The following is a 16,873-nucleotide window of genomic DNA, read 5'->3' as shown; positions in this document are numbered from 1 at the left end:
GGCGCGCGCGTCAAAGTGATCAGGATTGGTCAGCGGTGCTGATTGACTATCGGAGGCTTGCCGCGCGCCAGCCGCTTCAGGAAAACTCGTTCCAGCTCACGCGCCGCGCATCGACGTCGCCGAGCGTGATTGGATCGTGGATGTTGCGCACGCTCTGGAAGCCGGAGCGCAGATAGATCAGCGGATCGACCGTGGTCACGGCACGGACATGCTGGACCTCGCCGATGAAGATCGAGTGGGTCTTGGTCTCGAGCTCCTGCGCCAGCACGCAGTCGAACGCTGCGACCGCATCCTCCAGCACCGGGGCGCCGGTGGCGCCGGTGGTCCATCGCCCGAACGCAAACCGGTCGTCGCCGTTGACGCCCTTCTGGCCGGAGAAGGTCAGCGCCAGCAGCGCGTGGTCCTCGTTCAGAAAGTTGATGACGAAATGGCGCTCCGCGCGGATGCGCTCATGCGCGCTGGCATTACGGTTAACGCAGACCAGGACCGAGGGCGGGTTGTCCGACAGCGAGCAGGCCGAGGTCACGGTCAGGCCGGTGCGCTGTCCCGGCTCGCGGCCGACCGTCACCAGCGCCACCGCGCCGGCGCAGTGCCGCATCGCCTGCTTGAAACCCTGTGCGTCGACCGTCATGCCGCAAAACCTCATGGAAACACCCGGTTTAAAATATGCGACGGGGGGTGCGAGGCAAGCCCCGCACCCCGCGCAGCTGTCATGCAGCCTTCTCGAACTCGGCGCCGAGATGCTTCAGCCGCGGCATCACCTCGTTCTTGAGCAGGTCCAGTGAGTGCCGCCAGGCTTCCGGCTTGTGCTTGTAGTCGAAGCCGAACACGCAGAGGACGCCGAAGCCGCCGACCTCCCGGTAGATCTTCTCGATCTTCTCGGTGACCGTCGCAGGCGAGCCGACGATCCAATTCCGACGTGCGCAATATTCGACGGTGACATCGCTGTCGGGCACGTCGGGTGCGTGCTTCAGATAGTCCTTGAAGCCGAAATGGCCGAGCAGCGGCAGGAAGTACTCGCCCATCATCCGGCCCATCATGTCGCCGGTCGACAGCTTCCACGCCTCCTCATCGGTATCAGCCACGAACACTTCGCGCACCAGCCGCCAGTCCTTGCGGCTCGGCTTGCGGCCGGTCTTGGCGGCGCCCGCTTCCACCGAGTCCCAGTGACTGCCGACATAGGCCGGGTTGAGGTTGAGGCTCATCGGGATGAAGCCGCGCTCGCCGGCGAGCTTCAGCGTGTCGGAATTCTTCGACAGGCCGGCGACGCCGATCGGCGGATGCGGTCCCTGCAGCGGCTTGATGTGCGGCTTGAGGAAGTCGAACATCGTATCCGGCTTGCTCACCGTCCAGTACTTGCCCTTGTGCGTCCACGGTCCGGGCTCGGACAACATCTTCAGGATGATCTCGAGCGCCTCGCGGGTCATGTCGCGGTTCTGGCCCGACATGCCGTCGACGTTGAACATCGCCCAGTCGCTCGGCAGGCCGGAGGCGGCTACGCCGAAGTTGAGCCGCCCGTTCGAAAGATGATCGAGCATCGCGACACGGTTGGCGAGCTCCGCCGGGTGATGATACGGCAGCAGGAAGCCGCCGGGCCCGATGCGCAGATTCTTGGTCTGCAGCAGCGCCTGCGCCACCAGCAGGTCGGGCGACGGATGCGGCTCCCACGGCGCGGTGTGATGCTCGCCGATCCAGGCCTCCTGATAGCCGAGCTCGTCGAGCCAGCGCAGCGTCTGCAGGTCCCAGTCGTGGCCCTCCTTCAATCCGCACTCCGGCGGGTGCGAGGGCATGGTGAAATAGCCAAGCTCCATGTGCGTTTCCTTCCTTCGCGTTGGGTTCAGTCGTGCAATGCGTCTTGCCGCGCATTCGCGCGACATTCAGCAAGCGCTGTTCCAGCGGAGGAAATCGCAGGGAATGGGCGGGATCGGAGGGATTTCGGCCGACGACGGCCGATCGCCAGGCTCAAGAGAGCTGACAGCGTCTCACCGTCGCGAGACGTGTCGCAACCATGAGACGCCGCAATATGCGCTGCAGCGGTGGAAGGAGATTATATCGGATAGCGACCACAATGGGATCGCGCTCCCTCTCCCGCTTGCGGGTGAGGGCTGGGGTGGGGGTATCTCAGCGAGTCACATTGTGGAAAGCGCGCCCACCCGGATCGCATCTGCGATGCGACCTCCCCCGCAAGCGGAGAGGTGAAAGCAAATGCGAGGATCAGCCCGCCGCGCGGCGCGGCAACGCGTTGGTATCGGGCTCGGAGGGCGGGGGAAGCTGCATCAGGATGGTCTGGCCCATCGAGGCGATCTCGATGCCCTCCTCCTGGAAGCGCCGCTTCATGCGGCGGTTGAACTCGCGCTGCACCGACCAGCGGCCGCCATCGGTGCAGCGGATCTGGCCGACGATGGTGACGACGGAGCCGTCGACCTTGTCGACGCCCCACAATTCGAGATCGCCGCGGATCAGCGCGCGATACGCCGTCTCCTGACGCATCTGCGCGACGATGTCCTTCAGCACCTCGCCGGCGCGGTCAGTGTCCTCCTTGTAGGACACGTTGACGCTGACCGCGGCATTGCCGGCGCCGCGGCTGGCATTGGTGATCGTCGTCACCGCGCTGAACGGCACGACATGCACCGAGCCGTCACCGGCGCGCAGACGCATGGTGCGGATCGAGACGTTCTCGACCACGCCCGAGAGGCCCGACACCGTGACGGTGTCGCCGACCTGCACGGTGTTCTCGATCAAGAGGAACAGCCCGGTGATCAGGTCCTGCACCAGCTTCTGCGAGCCGAAGCCGATCGCGATGCCGACGATGCCGGCGCCGGCAAGCAGCGGCGCGACGTTGACGCCGATCTCGCTGAGCGCGGTGAGCCCGACCACCGCGACGATCATGCAGAACAGCGCGGTGCGCAGCATCGGCTGGAAGGTGCGCAGCCGCGCGGCGCGGGCGTAGTGGCCGTCGCGCGACAGCGTGTCGATCTGCCGGTCCATCAGCGCATTGGCGACTTCCCAGATCACGGCTGCGGCGAGCGCGGCAATGCCGATCGTCACCAGCGCCGAGATCAGCCGGGAGCCGATCTGGCCGCCATAGAACCAGACAATGGCATCGACGCCCCAGACCTCGAGCAGCGCGACGAAGCCGATCAGCGCGATCACCGTCGTGACCACCTTGCGCAGCAGCGGCAGATAGCGGTTGGCGCGGGTCTCCAGCCCCGGGAAGCGCTGCATCAGGTCCGGGCTGATGCGGAAGCCGCGATCGATCAGGCTCAGCACCACCATGGTGACGAGCCGGGTGACCAACAGCACCGCGACGGTGCCGACGAAATATTGCAGCAGCAGCGAATAGCCGTTGCGGATGTTGAGCGCCCACACCGCCCACAGCGCGAGATCGAGCCCGATCGCCAGCACGTGCCAGAGCCCCGCGAGACGGTTGCGCGTCCGCGCCGCCAGCCCGGTGCGATCGGCTGGCGCGCGGATGACGTCGGCGACCTGGCGGCGGCATTGCAGGATGATGACGACGACGAAGAGATGCACGACCAGCATCACCAGCCGGATCAGCGCGGCATAGCCGGCGCGATGCAGCCCGAGCAGCAGCGCGACATTGGCAAAGGCGATGCCGGAGACGCCGACGGCGACGATGCGCCGTGCCCAGATCTCGATATAGGCCGCGGTCTCGGCCCGAACCCTGAACAGGCCGAACGGGCCGGCCAGCGCGCGCACCGCGCAGATCAGCGCGCGCGAGAATGCATAGGCGTTGACGACCGCGAGGATCACGAGCCGCGTGGTCGACTGATCACCGATCTCGGTGCCGAGCAGCGCGGTGGCGGTACCGCCGAACACCACCACCGGCAGCAATTCGAGCAGCAGGCGGCCGAGCACGAAGGGCACCCGGACCAGCGACTGCCATGCCCGCGCGATACTGAGCCGGCGCCGCTGCAACTCGGGTTCCGGCGTAACGTCGGTAACCGACGACGGCGGATCGGCGCTGGCCAGCACCGGCACGGGAACGTGCGCGGCTTGCGGCAGCCGCCGCTCCAGGAACACGACCGGCCGCTTGATGAAGCGGAACACCACCCATTCGGCGGCCAGCGCGCAACCGAACACCAGCGCCAGCTTCCAGGCGATGTCGATCAAGAGGCCATAGGCGGCCGGATCGTTGGCGGTGCGCACGAACCAGTAATAGAACGCCGAAAAATTCGTCAGCGTGCGCGCGACGTCGGCGACCTCGTGCGACATCTCGCCGACCTGCTCCGATACCATCAGCAGAAGCTGCGCGCCGAGGCTGTCTGCATTGAGCGGGATCGGCGAATTCTGCTCGGGCGCCGGCTCCGCGGCGGCCGGCCGCGGCGAGGCATTGGCGATGGCGCGCAGCGTGTTGATGATCTCGCCGCGCTTCTTGTCATCCTGCAGCGTCTCGAGCGCGCGCTTCGCCTGCTCCGGCGTCAACGCCTCGCTGGTACTGGGTTGCGGCGGCGCCGGCTTGGCGCCCGGCTGCGCAAGCGCGGGAGAGATGAGCAAAGTGAGGACGAGAAGGATCGCAAAGCGAAATGTGTGCGACACGAGGGCCTCTTATTGAAAGTCATTGCGCGACGGCAGATCCCCGGAAGGAATCAGTTCTCGCGCTCGCGCCATGTCGGATCGCCTCTTTTCGCCCCGATGATGTGTCGGAAGTTTGCCGCTGTGGCGGCCATGTCTTGGCATTTGCCGCAACACATACGTCACAAGTGTTGAGCGGCGTTTACGCATGCAGCGCGTTCCCGGCTGAGCCGGCCGAGCCGCGCACCACACGTCAGGGATGAGGCGGCAGAATCTTTCGCTTGACGCTGGCCGGCCATCATGATGTTCTTACTTTGTTCTTTTGGTTCCGATTGCGTTTCGAGGTGATCATGCACGACGTGTTCAGCGACGACGGTCCGGTCCGGCTCTTCTTTCATGATGACGACGAAACACCGCTGGAATTCATGCGTAACCTGTTGCGCACGGTATTCGGCAAATCCCGGAAGGAAGCGATTGCCGTCACAGCGCGAATCGAGGCCCAGAACGGATTCGCATGCGGCCCCTATCCCGCGACGGTGGCCAAGGCTCTGCTCGAGTCCGCCCAACAGCTGATCCGCAGCAACGGGCATCCATTGCTGATCACCGCGTCCGCCGCCGACGCGGCCCGGCCGTGCGATCTCTGTGGCGCGTTGGAGCCCGTGACCGACGTGTTTCTCATCCGCCGGACAGTCTGCCTGTGCGGCAACTGCCTGATCTCCGCGCGCGCAAGCTCGGAAAATCTGCCGAGCGAGGAGTTCAGATATGCCTTCATGGCGCTCGATTGGCATTTTGCCGGGACGCCGCGCAATCAGATCATGACCCGGTCGCGGCAATTTCCCGGTCACATGCGAGCGGACGTTCAGATCGCGATCGACCGACTGTTCGATGCGCCGATCCATTTCTTCGGCATTCATGAGCAACACCGCTATGAGACCCTCGCGATTGCCTCGCTGATGGAGAACAGCCGCAACGCGCCGCCGATCGCGCCGCCGCAGTATCACGACGTCGACGTCGGCGAGCCCGAGTCGGTGAAATGCCTGACCAATGGTTTGTGGCTATGCCAAACCGAAGAGCTGCGCTACGCGGTGCTGCTCAGCTACCATCGTGATTATCAGACCGAGCCGGGCTTGCGGATCGAGCTCGCGGTGCCCGCAGGCGCCGCCGGAAACGCCTTGATGCAGCGGACCTTTGCGGAGCTGGAAGCGGCCGTGCATGCTGCACGATCCTATCGCGGCAAGATCCTGTCGCTGGAGGACGGCGCCAATTATCACGGACGTTCGCGTGGCTTGACCGTGCATCGCCTGCCGACGGTCGCGCGCGATGTCGTGATCCTGCCGGAACGGACGCTGCGCCTGCTTGACCGCAACGTGCTCGACTTCGTCGAAAGCCGCGATCTGCTGCGAAAGCTCGGCCAGTCGACCCGCAAGGGCATCCTGCTCTACGGCCCGCCCGGCACCGGCAAGACCCACACCATTCGCTATCTCGCCACCAACCTCCCAAACCACACCACACTGATCATCACCGCCGAGCAGGTCGGGCTGCTCGGCGCCTATATGAGCCTGGCGCGGCTGCTGCAGCCGACCGTGGTCGTGATCGAGGACGTCGATCTGATCGCGCGCGACCGCGAGGACGTGGGCGGACCGTGCGAGGAATCCCTGCTCAACAAGCTGCTCAACGAGATGGACGGCCTGAAAGAGGATTGTGACATCCTGTTCGTGCTGACCACCAACCGCCCCGAAGAGCTCGAGGGTGCGCTCGCCGGCCGGCCCGGCCGCATCGACCAGGCGATCGAGGTGCCGCTGCCCGACGAGGCCGGACGCGGCAAGCTGATCCGGCTCTACGGCCGTGGCCTGCCGCTCGAACCGCCCGTCATTGATGCAGCGGTGCAACGCACCGCAGGCGTCAGCGCCGCCTTCATCAAGGAGCTGATGCGCCGCATCGCCCAGGCCAGCATCGCCCGCGGCGGCGGCCAGGACGTCACCGCTGAGGACATCGACGGCGCGCTCAACGAGATGCTGTTCGACGGCGGCCGGCTCAACGTCAAGCTGCTCGGCGGCGCTCAGGGAATGAGCGCGGGGTGACGGCAGGTCAACGCGCCAAGGGAGCCGGCAGCAGCAACTCGCGCTCGCCGCCGGCGAGCCGCGCAAGCTCGTCCGACATCCGCGCCGGCACGCGCTCCCAGGCCTGCGGCCTGTCCTGACGGAACAGCCGCATGGTCGGATACCAGGGCGTGTCGGCGCGGTCGCGCAGCCAGCGCCGGTCGAGTGCATAGGGACACAGCATCCAGACCGGGTGGCCAAGCGCGTCGGCGCGAGGTCGACGATATCAGCACCAAGGCTCCGCAGCACCGGAGAATCGTCCGGCCGCAGCGTCACGCCGCGCTCGAACGCTGCCACCGCGCCCTCGTGCTCACCCTTGACGGCGAGCGCATCGCCGAGCGTGGCGAAGGCCGGTCCATGATGCGGATCGAGGCTGAACACCCGGTTCAGCAGCACCGCGCCCTCCGCGGCGCGATCGGTCACGAAGGCGATGACGGCGGACAGATGCAGCGCCGGGACATGGTCTGGATGGGCAGTCAGAATATCGCCGCACAGCGTGCCGGCCTCCGTCGCGCGGCCCGCGCCATAATGCGCCACCGCATCCAGCAACATCCGATCAACCGCCGCACTGCCCACGATCGCGCCCCCGCCTCTCAAACCCCGATGGGGATTAAACGGGCGGCGCCGCCAAATCCGGCACGCAAATCCCGATTGAAGAATCCGGATGCGCGCCGTGATCTCTTCCCCTTCCCCCTGAAAGGGGGAAGGTCGGGATGGGGGTCAGCCACAGGCGATGCTGTATGCGGAGAGAGCAAATCGCCACCCGCTCTGCTCTTGCGAGCAAAGCGCCCCCCTTTTCAAGGGGAGGTAAGGGGATGGCCAGAAACGATGATGCCCATCGCCTCTCTTGACGCCAGCCCCATCATGTAACATATGAAGTTACATGATACGCGATAGCCGTTTATCCAGCGTCCTGCACGGCCTGCTCCACATGATCGGAGCGGGCGAGCCGGTGACGTCGGAGCAACTTGCACAGGCGATGGCCACCAACCCGGTGGTCGTCCGCCGCGTGATGGCGGGCCTGCGCGAGCAAGGCCTGGTCCGCTCGGAAAAGGGCCATGGCGGCGGCTGGACGCTGGCGCGCGACCCCACAGACATCAGCCTCGCAGACATCTATCGCGCGGTCGGCGCACCCACGATCGTGGCGATGGGCCACCGCTCGGAAAATCCAGGCTGCCTGGTCGAACAGGCCGTCAACGACGCACTCGGCGATACGTTTCGCGAGGTCGAGGCGCTCTTCCTGAAGCGGCTCGGCGGCGTGACGCTCGAAGCGCTGGCGAAGGATTTCAAGCGCCGGCTCGCCAAGCACAAACAAAGCCTCGAGGACCAGATTCATGCAGTCAAGTGAGCAGGCGAAGCCTCTGCCGTACAACGATCCCGCGCATTGGGACAAAATGGTCACCGCCTATGAGGCGCAGTCGCAGCCGTTCACGACGCTGTTCGCCGACGCCGCGGTCGCAACACTCCCGATCGGCCCGTCATCGAAAGTGCTCGATGTCGCGACCGGCACGGGTGCAGCGGCGCTTGCTGCCGCCCGCACCGGCGCGGCCGTCACCGCGATCGACTTCTCCGCCGGCATGGTGGCGCGGGTCCGCGCGCATGGCCTGCAAAATATCGAAGCACGTCAGATGGACGGCCAGGCGCTCGATTTGGCCAATGCTGCCTTCGATGCGGCGGTGTCGGTGTTCGGCGTGATGCTGTTTCCGGACTGGCGCGCCGGATTGCGCGAAATGGCGCGGGTGACGCGGCCTGGCGGAACGGTCGCGATTGCGGTCTGGAAAAGCGCCGACGGCGCAGCAGTGCATCTGCTGCTGTCGCAGATCATCCGGCGGCTCTATCCCGATAACGTCACGCCAATGCCCTGCAGAGGCCTCGCCGAGCTCGCCGATCCCGGCCGCTTAGCTGCCGCGGTCATCGCCGCCGGCTTCGCCGATCCTGTCATCGCCGAGATCACCCACGACTTCAAACTCGATGTCGCCAATCCCGGCGACGTCGACAAACTGTTCGAGTTCATGCCGCATTGGAGCGGGCTCGACGCAGACAAGAGCGCCGCGGTGGCCGGCGCCTTCCGTGCCGAGATCGACAGCAGACGGGTCGGCAACAGTTTTGCGATTCCCTCGACCGCGCTGATCGCGACGGCTCTGCGGCGCTAGCGTCGCGAGCAGCAATCGTCGCATCTGGCGCGCGCTAGCGCCTGTCGTCGTCCGGCTTGTCTGCGTCACTCGGCGGCTGCAGGCCGGAGCTGTTGGCCCAACGGTCGAGTTCCTCGATGACCCGCCGGTGGCTCGGCCGTAGCTTGGACGGGCCACCGGGCTCCTGCGACAATTTACGGGGCAGCTTGACCTGTTCTGGCATAACTAGACTCCAGAGCTGGGCAGTACGCACGATACAAGCAGCGATCGCTACGCACGCGACTTGAGAAGATCGCGAATCTCGGTGAGCAATTCCTGCTCCTTGGTCGGCTTGGGTGGCTCGGCCGGCGCCGCCGGCGCTTCGCGCTTGAGCTGGTTCATGAGGCGGACCACGATGAACAGCACGAAGGCGACGATCAGGAAGTTGAGCGTCAGCGTCAGGAAGTTGCCCCAGGCCAGCACCGCGCCCTGCTTCTTGGCATCGGCGAGGTTGGTCGCCGTCACCGACTTCGACAGCGCGGTGAAATAGTTGGAGAAGTCGAGCCCGCCGCTGGCCGCGCCGATGATCGGCATGATGATATCGGCCACCATCGACGAGACGATCGCGCCGAAGGCTGCGCCGATGATCACGCCGACGGCGAGATCGACGACGTTGCCCTTCATGGCGAATTCCCTGAATTCCTTCAGCATGTCATCTCCTGTTTCAAGAAAGGGTGTGGCGCGGCCCGGCGACGGATCGCCGGCCGCTGCAAAAGTGCGAAGCCTATTTGTGAACTTCCGACTTCGCCGGCGCTGCGGCCGGCTGTGCGGGCGTCGCCTGCTCCCAGGGTGCAGGCAAGATGACCCGCGCCGGCGGCGGGAGCTGCGCGGCGCGCTGCACATTCGCATTCGTCGAATGCTGCTCGTCGCCGGAATTATCCGCGCGGGCGACGGCGATTGTGATGCCCAGCGCCAATGCTGCCAGCCCAAGCCCCGCGCCGATCGGCGCAGCGGCGACGCTCGTGCGCCGCCCGTTCAGGATGGCAGGATGAGATGAGGTCATCGCAACTGCTCCTCACGCAATACACATGGTTCGGAGCCGTGCGGGCGCGAACACCGCGCACGGCTCGATACGGATCGTCAGGTCTTGATGTCGGCGGGCAGCTTGCCGCCATTGGCGGCGAGCTTCGCCATCACCTGCTGGTGCAGCCAGACGTTCATGGTGGCGGTGTTGTTGGTATCGCCGGTGTAGTGCAGCTCCTTCGCGAGCTCCTTGCGCGCCGCAAGGCTGCTGTCGAGGCCGAGCGCCTTCATCAGGTCGACGATCGAAGTGCGCCAGTCGAGCTTCTCGCCGGTGACGGCGGCTGCCTTGTCGACGATCGCCGCGACGTCGACGGTTTGCGCGACGGGCGTGCCGGGCGCCGTGGGTACGGCGGTGGACGTTGATGCAGGCGATGCGCCGGGCGCAGCCGACGTCGTGGTCTCGGGCGTCTTGCTCTCAGGTGTCTTGGCCTGGGCGCCGTGGCCGAAGATTGCACCCATGATGCTTCCAAAAATGCTCATGTCTCTCACTCCGTGCGCCCGAGACACCGTTTGTCTCGTGGCTGGTTCCGGTGACGGAGCGGACGATAGGCAGGCCATTGGCCGAGCGGAAGATGACCATCGTCACTATCGGAGTGTGGGACGACGTGGTGCAGTCGGCGCGAGATTCGTGCGGCCGTGCGCCGCACGTCGCGCGCGTTTCATCGTACGCCCCACGTGCGATGAAGTCAGCCGTCCCGGCCCGATTCGCCAGCCCCGAGAAGTCGGGACGGCTGACACCAACGTCCTTTGCGCTTCTTGAACTAGAGCTGACGGCGCCGAATGGCCTGAGCAAGCTCGACAAAGCTTTCGGCAATGCCGACGCCGGTCTTGGCGCTGACCGATTTGACGCTCGACTTCGCGAGCTCGGCGATCAGGCCGGCGCTTCCCGCGGCTTCCGGCAGGTCGATCTTGTTGAGCAGCGCCCGGTAGGGCCGTCCCGGAAATCGCTCCTCGAAACCGCGGACCAGTTCGACCATCCGGGTCACCGTCTGCGGTCGGGTGACATCGGACACGATGATCGCCGCGGAGGCGCCGGTGACATAGACGGTGTCGAAGATCTGCGTGCCGAAATCGCCGTCGGTGTCCCACAGCACGAGGCGCATCGGGTCGCTGCCGTCGGCCGGCGTCACGTCATGGCTCAGGATCTCGACGCCGAGCGTCGATTTGTACTGGCCCTCGAACCGGTTGTAGATCAGCCGATAGAGGATCGACGTCTTGCCGACCCCCATGTCGCCGAGCAGCATGACTTTTGCGGTGAGCATCAGCGCGCCACTTCGCCTCGATAGACCGTCTCGAATGCCACGCGGCGATTGCCGCCGACGGTGGCATCGAGCCGGTCGGTGATCGGCATCGTCGCGGCGCGCGAAACCAGAATCAGCCGCGACGGGTCGACCCCGAGCGCGCTCAGCCTGCGCTGCACCTGCTCCGCCCGCTTGCGCGCCAGCGTCCGGTTGGTGCCTTCGGTGCCGCTCTGATCGGCATAGCCGACGATGCGCACCTTGAGATCGTTGTTCGCGAGCAGTCCGGCAAGCTCGCGCAACTGCGGCTCGGCCTGATCGTTATCGAGGAAATCATCTGAATTGTTGACGAAGAAGATCGCGGTCGAGGCGATGAAGCGGTCTAGCCGCGCCGCCGGGCCTTCGACCACGGATCGCAGTTTTGCAACTTCATCGCCCAGCTTCACGGACTGCTCGCCGAGCTTGTCGTATTGCTCGGTCAGCCCGGCAAATTTCTGGTCGCCCGACTTCGTCTGCGCGCTCATTGCCTCGCGCATCTGGTCGAGGCTCGCCTGCAGGCGCGTCAGGCTCTGCTGCAGGCCTGCGATACCGGCCTGCGATGCCGCCATCTGCTCCGGCGCGGACACCAGCCCGATGCGGTTGACGACCTTGTAGGGCGCAGCGGCCGCAGCGAGCGCGTCGATCAACGGCGCGGTCTCGAGCTCGCTCGGCTCGATGCCCGAGACGGCCACGCTTCGGCCGCCGTGATCGAAGTCGAGCCGCAGCGGGAATGTGGCGAGCAACGGCTGCTTCACAACGAGCTGCTCCAGCGCCGCATGGGTCCGCCGCTCCAACAGACCCCGCGTCACCGATGTCGCAGCAAGCCAGAGCAACAGCGCGGCCACAGCGGCCAGCACGGCGAACAGGATCACCTTGCCGCGCCGGCTCGCGATCCTAGGCGGCGCGTCGTCGGTCTCGATCGCGGCGGCGAGCGAGGCAAGCATCGGCGTATCGCAATCGGCGCCGCGGTCGATGCGCTCGATCGCATCGAAGAACAGCGAGTTGATCCTGGCATTGTCGGCAGGACGCAACGGTCCCAGGCACTCCGCCGCCAGGATGTAGCGCGGCGAGGCGCGCAGCGCGAGCTGCCGTCCACCGAAATCGAGCGTTTGCAGATTGCCTTCGCCGGCCAGCGCCTGCACGGAGAATTCGAGGATCGCCGCGACCATCGCGCTCAGCAGATCGGCGCGCTCGTCGGGGTTCGCCTCGCGCTTCCAGTCGGCGATCAGGCGGCCATTGCCGCGCTCGATGATCAGCAGGCGATTGATCTGCGGCGGGGCATCCGCAAGCACGAACTCGCTGATCGGACGTCCCGTCACCAGCGACTTGACCCGCCCGACCCACAGTTGCGCCGAGGTCAGCGCGTTGATGCGCTGCTCGAGCGAGGCCACCAGTTCCCTGAACGCATTCGCGACCGCGGCGCTGACCAGCCGGCCGACGATCGGATAGAGCGCCTCGATCATCTGCTCGCGCGAGTTCTTGATCTCGCTGCGGATCGCGGAGACCACGACCGGCGCAATCGCGGTGGCGAGCTCGCGCGGCCGGTTGACCTCGGCGCGCTCCAGCGCCTCGACCAGAATGCCGGCGGTGGCCGTCTCCAGGCGATCGGAATTGCCGACGTAGCGCTGCAGCGAATCGAGATCGGCCTCCAGCGACGTCAGACGCGTCGCCTCGGGCTGAAACAGCAATGTCTTGAGCTGCTCGATCTCGCGGTTTTGGCCGGCAGCAGCTGCCATGCTATTTGCCCGTGCGGCCCGATCCCAATCCGCTGATGGCCGCGCCGAGCTGGGTGATGGCCGCACCGACATCCTTCAGCGAGTCGAGGCGCTTCTGCTCGGTGTCCCGCTCCAGGTCGGAGAGCCGCGCAGAAAGCGCGGTGAGCTCGTTGGTGAAGTCCGCCTGCATCTGCTTCAGCGATGCCTGCATCTCGTCGCGCAGACCCGTGAGGTTGGTCTCGAGCGAACGTTGCGCGCCGCCGAACAGGAGGTCGCGGACCTGATCGATCGCCGCCATGCCATGCGCCGCGGCATCCGCGCCGTTGCCGGCCGCCGCGTTTGCCAGTCCATCCGTATCCTTGGTCTGGCGCTCGATACCCTTCATGGTCATTCCCTGCTTAGTCAAAGCTGCGCAATCCGGACTTGCCATTCCAAAAGCAAATCCTGAACGATCCTATAGCCAATTTTGCGGGCGCGGCCCAGAAAAAGGCGAGCAATCTCAGCCAGATCAGCCGCCTGGTTGTCGGGACAAGGGCAATTATTTCTAGTAAGTTATTGCCTTTATTGCGAGTTCTGTACGGTTCTTGACCTGGCATTTCTCCAGGATCGTGCTGACATAGTTCTTCACGGTTCCCTCGGCCAAGTGCAGCCGCTCGCCGATCTCGGTATTGCTCTTGCCCTCGACGATCAGCGTGAGAATTTCATTCTCCCGTGCCGTCAGCCCGTCGCGCACCGGCAGCTTCGCCGAGATGCGCGGACCGCGGAGTCGCTTGAACTCGTCGAGGATGCGCGCGGCGACCCCAGGCGAAAGCCCGGACTGGCCGTTGATCACGGCGCGGATCGTCGATGCGATCTCCTCCATCCTGGCGTCCTTCAAGAGATACGCCTTGGCACCCGCGCTCACTGCCTCGAAGATCAGATCGTTGGTCTCGAATGTCGTCAGCACCACGATATGGGTCTGCGGCAGCTCGCGGAGAATCCGCTGGGTCGCCGCAATGCCGTCGACACGCGGCATCTGCAGGTCCATCAGGATGACGTCCGGCCGGTAGCGCCGCGCGAACTCGATGGCCTGCTCGCCGTCGGACGCGCCGGGAAGGATCTCGAAATCGTCGTTCTGCTGGGCGAGCAGTGTGGCGATCCCTTCCCTGATCAGCGTCTGATCCTCGGCGATCAGCACCCGTACCTTCTCAATCCTGCTCACGGGCTTCCATCATCCTCTCAAAGGTGTGCACGGCGACCACCTCAACATGGCGACCACATCAATCGGCCAGCACGCCGGCAGATGCTACCGGCGGCACCGCCACGGGGAGCGATATCCGGACCAGCGTTCCCTGTCCGGGCGCGCTCTCCACCGCGCAGCTTCCGCCGACAAGTTCAGCAAATTCGGCCATTCCAATCAATCCGAAATGTCCTGGAGTAGGCACCGCGGGATCGAAGCCGCGGCCGTCATCGCGGATCTCGACAACGAGCTTCCGGCCGACTGCGGCCGGCTCATCGAAGGCGTGAAACGAGACGCGGCGTGCCTGCGCATGGGTCTGAACATTGCGCAGCGCTTCGCTGAGAATACGCTGAACGGTCAGGCCGCAGTCGCGCAAGCCGGCCCGTGCCTCCTCGTCGATCTGGATCGACACCCTGACGCCGCTGCGGGTGGCGAAGTCGCTGAGCTGCCCCTCGACATCGGGATCGAGCTTCCAATCGTCGGGCATGCGCAGCCGGGCGATCGCCTCGCGGGCTCGGCCGAGGCCGCTTGCCGCGGCGTCTTCCGCGGTCGCAAGGCTGTCCGCAACGCGGGAGGGATCGGCCGACAGATAATGCCTGATCAACCGGATCTGGGTCAGCAGCGCCACGATCGAATGCACCAGCGTATCGTGCAGATCGCGCGCCAGCCGCAGCCGCGTCCGCGCCAGCGAGGCAAAACGCACCTCCGCGCTCGCCGCCTCGAGCTGCTGCTCCATCAGGCGCCGGGCCCGGCGCTCGCTGCCGAGCAGAGTTTCGACCTGGCGGCCGGCGAAGTCCGGCATGGCGATGACGAAATAATGCGACTGCGCGCCATTCCACAGCACGACCGCCGTCATCGGCTGCGTGATGTCAGGCGATGCGCCACGCACACCGGCCAGCGCGATCATGTCCCGCTGGCCGCTCGCAAGCGCCGCCAACTCGGCTTCCATGCCGACCAGCAGCATGCACTCGCAGCAATCGATACCAATGGCGGGAAGCCATTCGACCAGCCCCCCGATTTTCCGCTGCATGCTCCGGTCGGCACCGATGACGGCGAGACCGATGACATTGGCTTCCGCGGCCGCAAGCAAATCCTTGCTCAGATCGATCATGCGTTGCCCATCAACTCAGCGAGCAGCCCACTCTGGCGTAAGCCGGTGGCGGCCGCAAACGAATATGACTTTCGTCACAACTGATCCTGACTTTCGTCAGATGCCGCCGCCGCTCGAAATGCGGTTCTGTTCGAGGATGAGCAACAGCGCAAGTCGTGATGTGCCATATGCCGGCGTCCATGGCGATGCCAGCCCGGCGCCGGGCTTTTCGGAAGGCCGCGCCAGTCGACCGGAGTGTGAGCTGACAATGAGGGCTGCGCCACGGAAATCGGCGCGCATCGAGCTGCGCATGTTGGCGGAGGCGGAAAAGCCGGCGCGGCGCCGGCGCCTGAGCGCGACCCAGAAGGTGGCATTGCAGGAAGCGCTGGTCGGCCGCCTGCAGCTTTACCCGCGCGGATATGCCGCGAGCAAGACCGGACCATTCCACTCACGGCGCGCCATCCTCGGACTGGTGCGCGCCGGCCTGATGAGCCTCAGCGCGACGGCGCGCTATGCGGCCGTGACCAAGCGCGCACGCGACACCTACGCGGCTCCGGCGACCAGCGAGAGCGAAAGCGAGTGAGCGCATGTCGTCGGGCACCCCGGCCCGATGGTCAGTCCGGCAGCGGCGCGCCCCAGGCCGCCGTCACGTTGCCGCCAAGCCGCGGATTGTTCAAAGGCCGTCTCGCGCGAAGAAGCGGCAACAAATCCGGATCATGAAACCGGGCGTAGTATGGCTCCATCCAGGCAAGGTCGCCCTGGAAGGTCCAGGGGAAGAGCTGCTGCGGCACTTGCGAGAGAGCGCTGAAGCTCCGCTCATCCTTGACGGCGCGAACGATCACGGCGGCGAGCCGATGGATCGCTCCGTTATTCTCCGCATAGAGATCGATCTTCCGGCGGCTTGCGAGTTCGGCGCAGAACACCAGCGGGGTGAGCGCAAAATTGTGGTAGTGCAGCGCGCGCTCGCCACGCTTCAATTCGCGTTCCAGTTCGCCGTGCGCCCCGATGTCCCTGATGCCCTGACGCGCCCAGGAGAGGCCGGCTTCGACCAGATCATCGCGATCGGTCAGGGTGCCGATCGACATCAGATCGAGCCCGGCCCAGTAGACCAGGTTGTTGCCGAGGTGGTTGATGCGATCGGCATCGCGCGTCTCCTCAGCGATCCGGATCAGCCATGGCTTGATTTGCTGGAAGCGGTGATCCGCTTTGGTGGACGCTGCGGGGAAGCGCAGCAACGCCAGCGCGAAATCGGTCCCGGCCCAGGAGCGTTCGAAATCGCCCTGATAGTTGGCGCCGATCGTCAGCAGCGCATTTCCCCTGGCCCAGCCGGCGAGCAAGTCCATGACGCAGTCCGGATCGCGCTCATCGGCCGCCTTGTTGACCTGCGCAATGAACGCATGGAGCGGCTTGATGGCCTCCGCGTAGCCGCTGGCATTCTGATAGAAGCCGGGCGGATCGACCGACGTCAGCGCCGGTGGCGCCTCGCACGTCCGGGCCGATGCGGGCTGCGCGAGGCAAGCGAAGGCGATCGATCCGCAGATCGTCGCAAGTCGGATATCAAGCTTCATGGAAAGAACTCTGCGAGCCACCGCGGGGACGAGACGCCACGTCGTGAGCGCAAACACAGTCATCGACAAACGCGCGCACCAAGACAACCAAATCTAATGTGATGCGATCCGGAATCGAGTTCAGGCGCCGTTCAGAATTTTGGAGCGCGGCCGAGGCTCGTCGAAGCAGGCAGACCGG

General features: G+C 65.5%; 18 protein-coding genes. 5 read left to right on the top strand and 13 right to left on the bottom strand.

Features of this window, described 5'->3' with window-relative positions:
- Window positions 1-76 precede the first annotated feature (76 nt).
- The 3 genes from FNJ47_RS15725 to FNJ47_RS15715 all read right to left on the bottom strand — a co-directional run bounded on the left by FNJ47_RS15725 (window position 77) and on the right by FNJ47_RS15715 (window position 4,557).
- Entirely contained in the window at window positions 77-631 is a 555-nt protein-coding gene (locus FNJ47_RS15725; RefSeq protein WP_163154575.1) for a flavin reductase family protein, read from the bottom strand.
- 79 nt (window positions 632-710) lie between these two features.
- Window positions 711-1,811, bottom strand: a complete 1,101-nt coding sequence (locus tag FNJ47_RS15720) for an LLM class flavin-dependent oxidoreductase (protein WP_163154573.1) — start codon at window positions 1,809-1,811, stop codon at window positions 711-713.
- A gap of 403 nt (window positions 1,812-2,214) precedes the next feature.
- Entirely contained in the window at window positions 2,215-4,557 is a 2,343-nt protein-coding gene (locus tag FNJ47_RS15715) for a mechanosensitive ion channel domain-containing protein (protein ID WP_163154571.1), read from the bottom strand.
- Between the two features lie 326 nt (window positions 4,558-4,883).
- Between FNJ47_RS15715 and FNJ47_RS15710 the strand changes: the two genes are divergently transcribed.
- Complete coding sequence (locus FNJ47_RS15710) at window positions 4,884-6,614, top strand: ATP-dependent Clp protease adaptor ClpS (protein WP_163154569.1); 1,731 nt, start codon at window positions 4,884-4,886, stop codon at window positions 6,612-6,614.
- Between the two features lie 7 nt (window positions 6,615-6,621).
- Here FNJ47_RS15710 and FNJ47_RS15705 read toward each other — a convergent pair whose 3' ends face one another.
- Window positions 6,622-6,816 carry a hypothetical protein gene (locus FNJ47_RS15705; protein WP_163154567.1) on the bottom strand — a complete coding sequence of 65 codons (195 nt, stop codon included), beginning with the start codon at window positions 6,814-6,816 and terminating at the stop codon, window positions 6,622-6,624.
- A 122-nt stretch (window positions 6,817-6,938) separates the two neighbouring features.
- Here FNJ47_RS15705 and FNJ47_RS15700 point away from each other — a divergent pair, with 122 nt between their 5' ends.
- Genes FNJ47_RS15700 through FNJ47_RS15690 form a run of 3 tightly spaced genes read left to right on the top strand, consistent with a single transcriptional unit; the run spans window position 6,939 to window position 8,785 of the window.
- Window positions 6,939-7,502, top strand: coding sequence for a hypothetical protein (locus FNJ47_RS15700; RefSeq protein WP_163154565.1), 564 nt, complete (start codon window positions 6,939-6,941; stop codon window positions 7,500-7,502).
- A gap of 13 nt (window positions 7,503-7,515) precedes the next feature.
- Window positions 7,516-7,980, top strand: a complete 465-nt coding sequence (locus tag FNJ47_RS15695; protein WP_163154563.1) for an Rrf2 family transcriptional regulator — start codon at window positions 7,516-7,518, stop codon at window positions 7,978-7,980.
- Window positions 7,967-8,785, top strand: a complete 819-nt coding sequence (locus FNJ47_RS15690) for a class I SAM-dependent methyltransferase (RefSeq protein WP_235999907.1) — start codon at window positions 7,967-7,969, stop codon at window positions 8,783-8,785. The genes FNJ47_RS15695 and FNJ47_RS15690 overlap by 14 nt, the downstream gene beginning before the upstream one ends.
- Before the next feature lie 249 nt (window positions 8,786-9,034).
- Here FNJ47_RS15690 and mscL read toward each other — a convergent pair whose 3' ends face one another.
- The 8 genes from mscL to FNJ47_RS15650 form a co-directional block, all read right to left on the bottom strand.
- Complete coding sequence (gene mscL / locus FNJ47_RS15685; protein ID WP_050419983.1) at window positions 9,035-9,454, bottom strand: large conductance mechanosensitive channel protein MscL; 420 nt, start codon at window positions 9,452-9,454, stop codon at window positions 9,035-9,037.
- A 73-nt stretch (window positions 9,455-9,527) separates the two neighbouring features.
- Window positions 9,528-9,806, bottom strand: coding sequence for a hypothetical protein (locus FNJ47_RS15680; protein WP_163154561.1), 279 nt, complete (start codon window positions 9,804-9,806; stop codon window positions 9,528-9,530).
- Between the two features lie 77 nt (window positions 9,807-9,883).
- Window positions 9,884-10,306, bottom strand: a complete 423-nt coding sequence (locus FNJ47_RS15675) for a DUF3597 domain-containing protein (protein ID WP_163154559.1) — start codon at window positions 10,304-10,306, stop codon at window positions 9,884-9,886.
- 281 nt (window positions 10,307-10,587) lie between these two features.
- Window positions 10,588-11,088: a Rab family GTPase gene (locus tag FNJ47_RS15670; RefSeq protein WP_163154557.1), complete on the bottom strand. Its 501-nt coding sequence runs from the start codon at window positions 11,086-11,088 to the stop codon at window positions 10,588-10,590.
- Window positions 11,088-12,839, bottom strand: a complete 1,752-nt coding sequence (locus FNJ47_RS15665) for an OmpA family protein (RefSeq protein ID WP_163154555.1) — start codon at window positions 12,837-12,839, stop codon at window positions 11,088-11,090. Before FNJ47_RS15665 ends, FNJ47_RS15670 begins: the two co-directional genes overlap by 1 nt.
- 1 nt (window position 12,840) lies before the next feature.
- The gene (locus tag FNJ47_RS15660) at window positions 12,841-13,203 is read right to left on the bottom strand and encodes a hypothetical protein (protein ID WP_235999906.1); all 363 of its coding nucleotides are present in this window, start codon (window positions 13,201-13,203) and stop codon (window positions 12,841-12,843) included.
- A gap of 159 nt (window positions 13,204-13,362) precedes the next feature.
- Entirely contained in the window at window positions 13,363-14,019 is a 657-nt protein-coding gene (locus tag FNJ47_RS15655; protein WP_163154551.1) for a response regulator, read from the bottom strand.
- Between the two features lie 58 nt (window positions 14,020-14,077).
- Window positions 14,078-15,148, bottom strand: a complete 1,071-nt coding sequence (locus tag FNJ47_RS15650; RefSeq protein ID WP_163154549.1) for a sensor histidine kinase — start codon at window positions 15,146-15,148, stop codon at window positions 14,078-14,080.
- Between the two features lie 247 nt (window positions 15,149-15,395).
- Between FNJ47_RS15650 and FNJ47_RS15645 the strand changes: the two genes are divergently transcribed.
- Window positions 15,396-15,710, top strand: a complete 315-nt coding sequence (locus tag FNJ47_RS15645; RefSeq protein WP_235999905.1) for a hypothetical protein — start codon at window positions 15,396-15,398, stop codon at window positions 15,708-15,710.
- Between the two features lie 31 nt (window positions 15,711-15,741).
- On the opposite strand, the gene FNJ47_RS15640 is transcribed toward FNJ47_RS15645, so the two are convergent.
- Window positions 15,742-16,695: an alginate lyase family protein gene (locus tag FNJ47_RS15640; RefSeq protein ID WP_163154545.1), complete on the bottom strand. Its 954-nt coding sequence runs from the start codon at window positions 16,693-16,695 to the stop codon at window positions 15,742-15,744.
- Window positions 16,696-16,873: the final 178 nt, after the last annotated feature.

It is taken from the genome of Bradyrhizobium uaiense, assembly GCF_010811875.1.
Taxonomy (GTDB): domain Bacteria; phylum Pseudomonadota; class Alphaproteobacteria; order Rhizobiales; family Xanthobacteraceae; genus Bradyrhizobium; species Bradyrhizobium uaiense.
This window is presented reverse-complemented; position numbering and strand designations above follow the sequence as displayed.

What these genes read in the sequence shown, in the direction of transcription:
- FNJ47_RS15725 (WP_163154575.1), bottom strand. Translation starts at nt 631, where the DNA reads ATGACGGTCGACGCACAGGGTTTCAAGCAGGCGATGCGGCACTGCGCC.
- FNJ47_RS15720 (WP_163154573.1), bottom strand. Translation starts at nt 1,811, where the DNA reads ATGGAGCTTGGCTATTTCACCATGCCCTCGCACCCGCCGGAGTGCGGA.
- FNJ47_RS15710 (WP_163154569.1), top strand. Translation starts at nt 4,884, where the DNA reads ATGCACGACGTGTTCAGCGACGACGGTCCGGTCCGGCTCTTCTTTCAT.
- FNJ47_RS15705 (WP_163154567.1), bottom strand. Translation starts at nt 6,816, where the DNA reads ATGCTGTGTCCCTATGCACTCGACCGGCGCTGGCTGCGCGACCGCGCC.
- FNJ47_RS15695 (WP_163154563.1), top strand. Translation starts at nt 7,516, where the DNA reads ATGATACGCGATAGCCGTTTATCCAGCGTCCTGCACGGCCTGCTCCAC.
- FNJ47_RS15690 (WP_235999907.1), top strand. Translation starts at nt 7,967, where the DNA reads ATGCAGTCAAGTGAGCAGGCGAAGCCTCTGCCGTACAACGATCCCGCG.
- mscL (WP_050419983.1), bottom strand. Translation starts at nt 9,454, where the DNA reads ATGCTGAAGGAATTCAGGGAATTCGCCATGAAGGGCAACGTCGTCGAT.
- FNJ47_RS15680 (WP_163154561.1), bottom strand. Translation starts at nt 9,806, where the DNA reads ATGACCTCATCTCATCCTGCCATCCTGAACGGGCGGCGCACGAGCGTC.
- FNJ47_RS15675 (WP_163154559.1), bottom strand. Translation starts at nt 10,306, where the DNA reads ATGAGCATTTTTGGAAGCATCATGGGTGCAATCTTCGGCCACGGCGCC.
- FNJ47_RS15670 (WP_163154557.1), bottom strand. Translation starts at nt 11,088, where the DNA reads ATGCTCACCGCAAAAGTCATGCTGCTCGGCGACATGGGGGTCGGCAAG.
- FNJ47_RS15665 (WP_163154555.1), bottom strand. Translation starts at nt 12,839, where the DNA reads ATGGCAGCTGCTGCCGGCCAAAACCGCGAGATCGAGCAGCTCAAGACA.
- FNJ47_RS15660 (WP_235999906.1), bottom strand. Translation starts at nt 13,203, where the DNA reads ATGAAGGGTATCGAGCGCCAGACCAAGGATACGGATGGACTGGCAAAC.
- FNJ47_RS15650 (WP_163154549.1), bottom strand. Translation starts at nt 15,148, where the DNA reads ATGATCGATCTGAGCAAGGATTTGCTTGCGGCCGCGGAAGCCAATGTC.
- FNJ47_RS15645 (WP_235999905.1), top strand. Translation starts at nt 15,396, where the DNA reads ATGAGGGCTGCGCCACGGAAATCGGCGCGCATCGAGCTGCGCATGTTG.
- FNJ47_RS15640 (WP_163154545.1), bottom strand. Translation starts at nt 16,695, where the DNA reads ATGAAGCTTGATATCCGACTTGCGACGATCTGCGGATCGATCGCCTTC.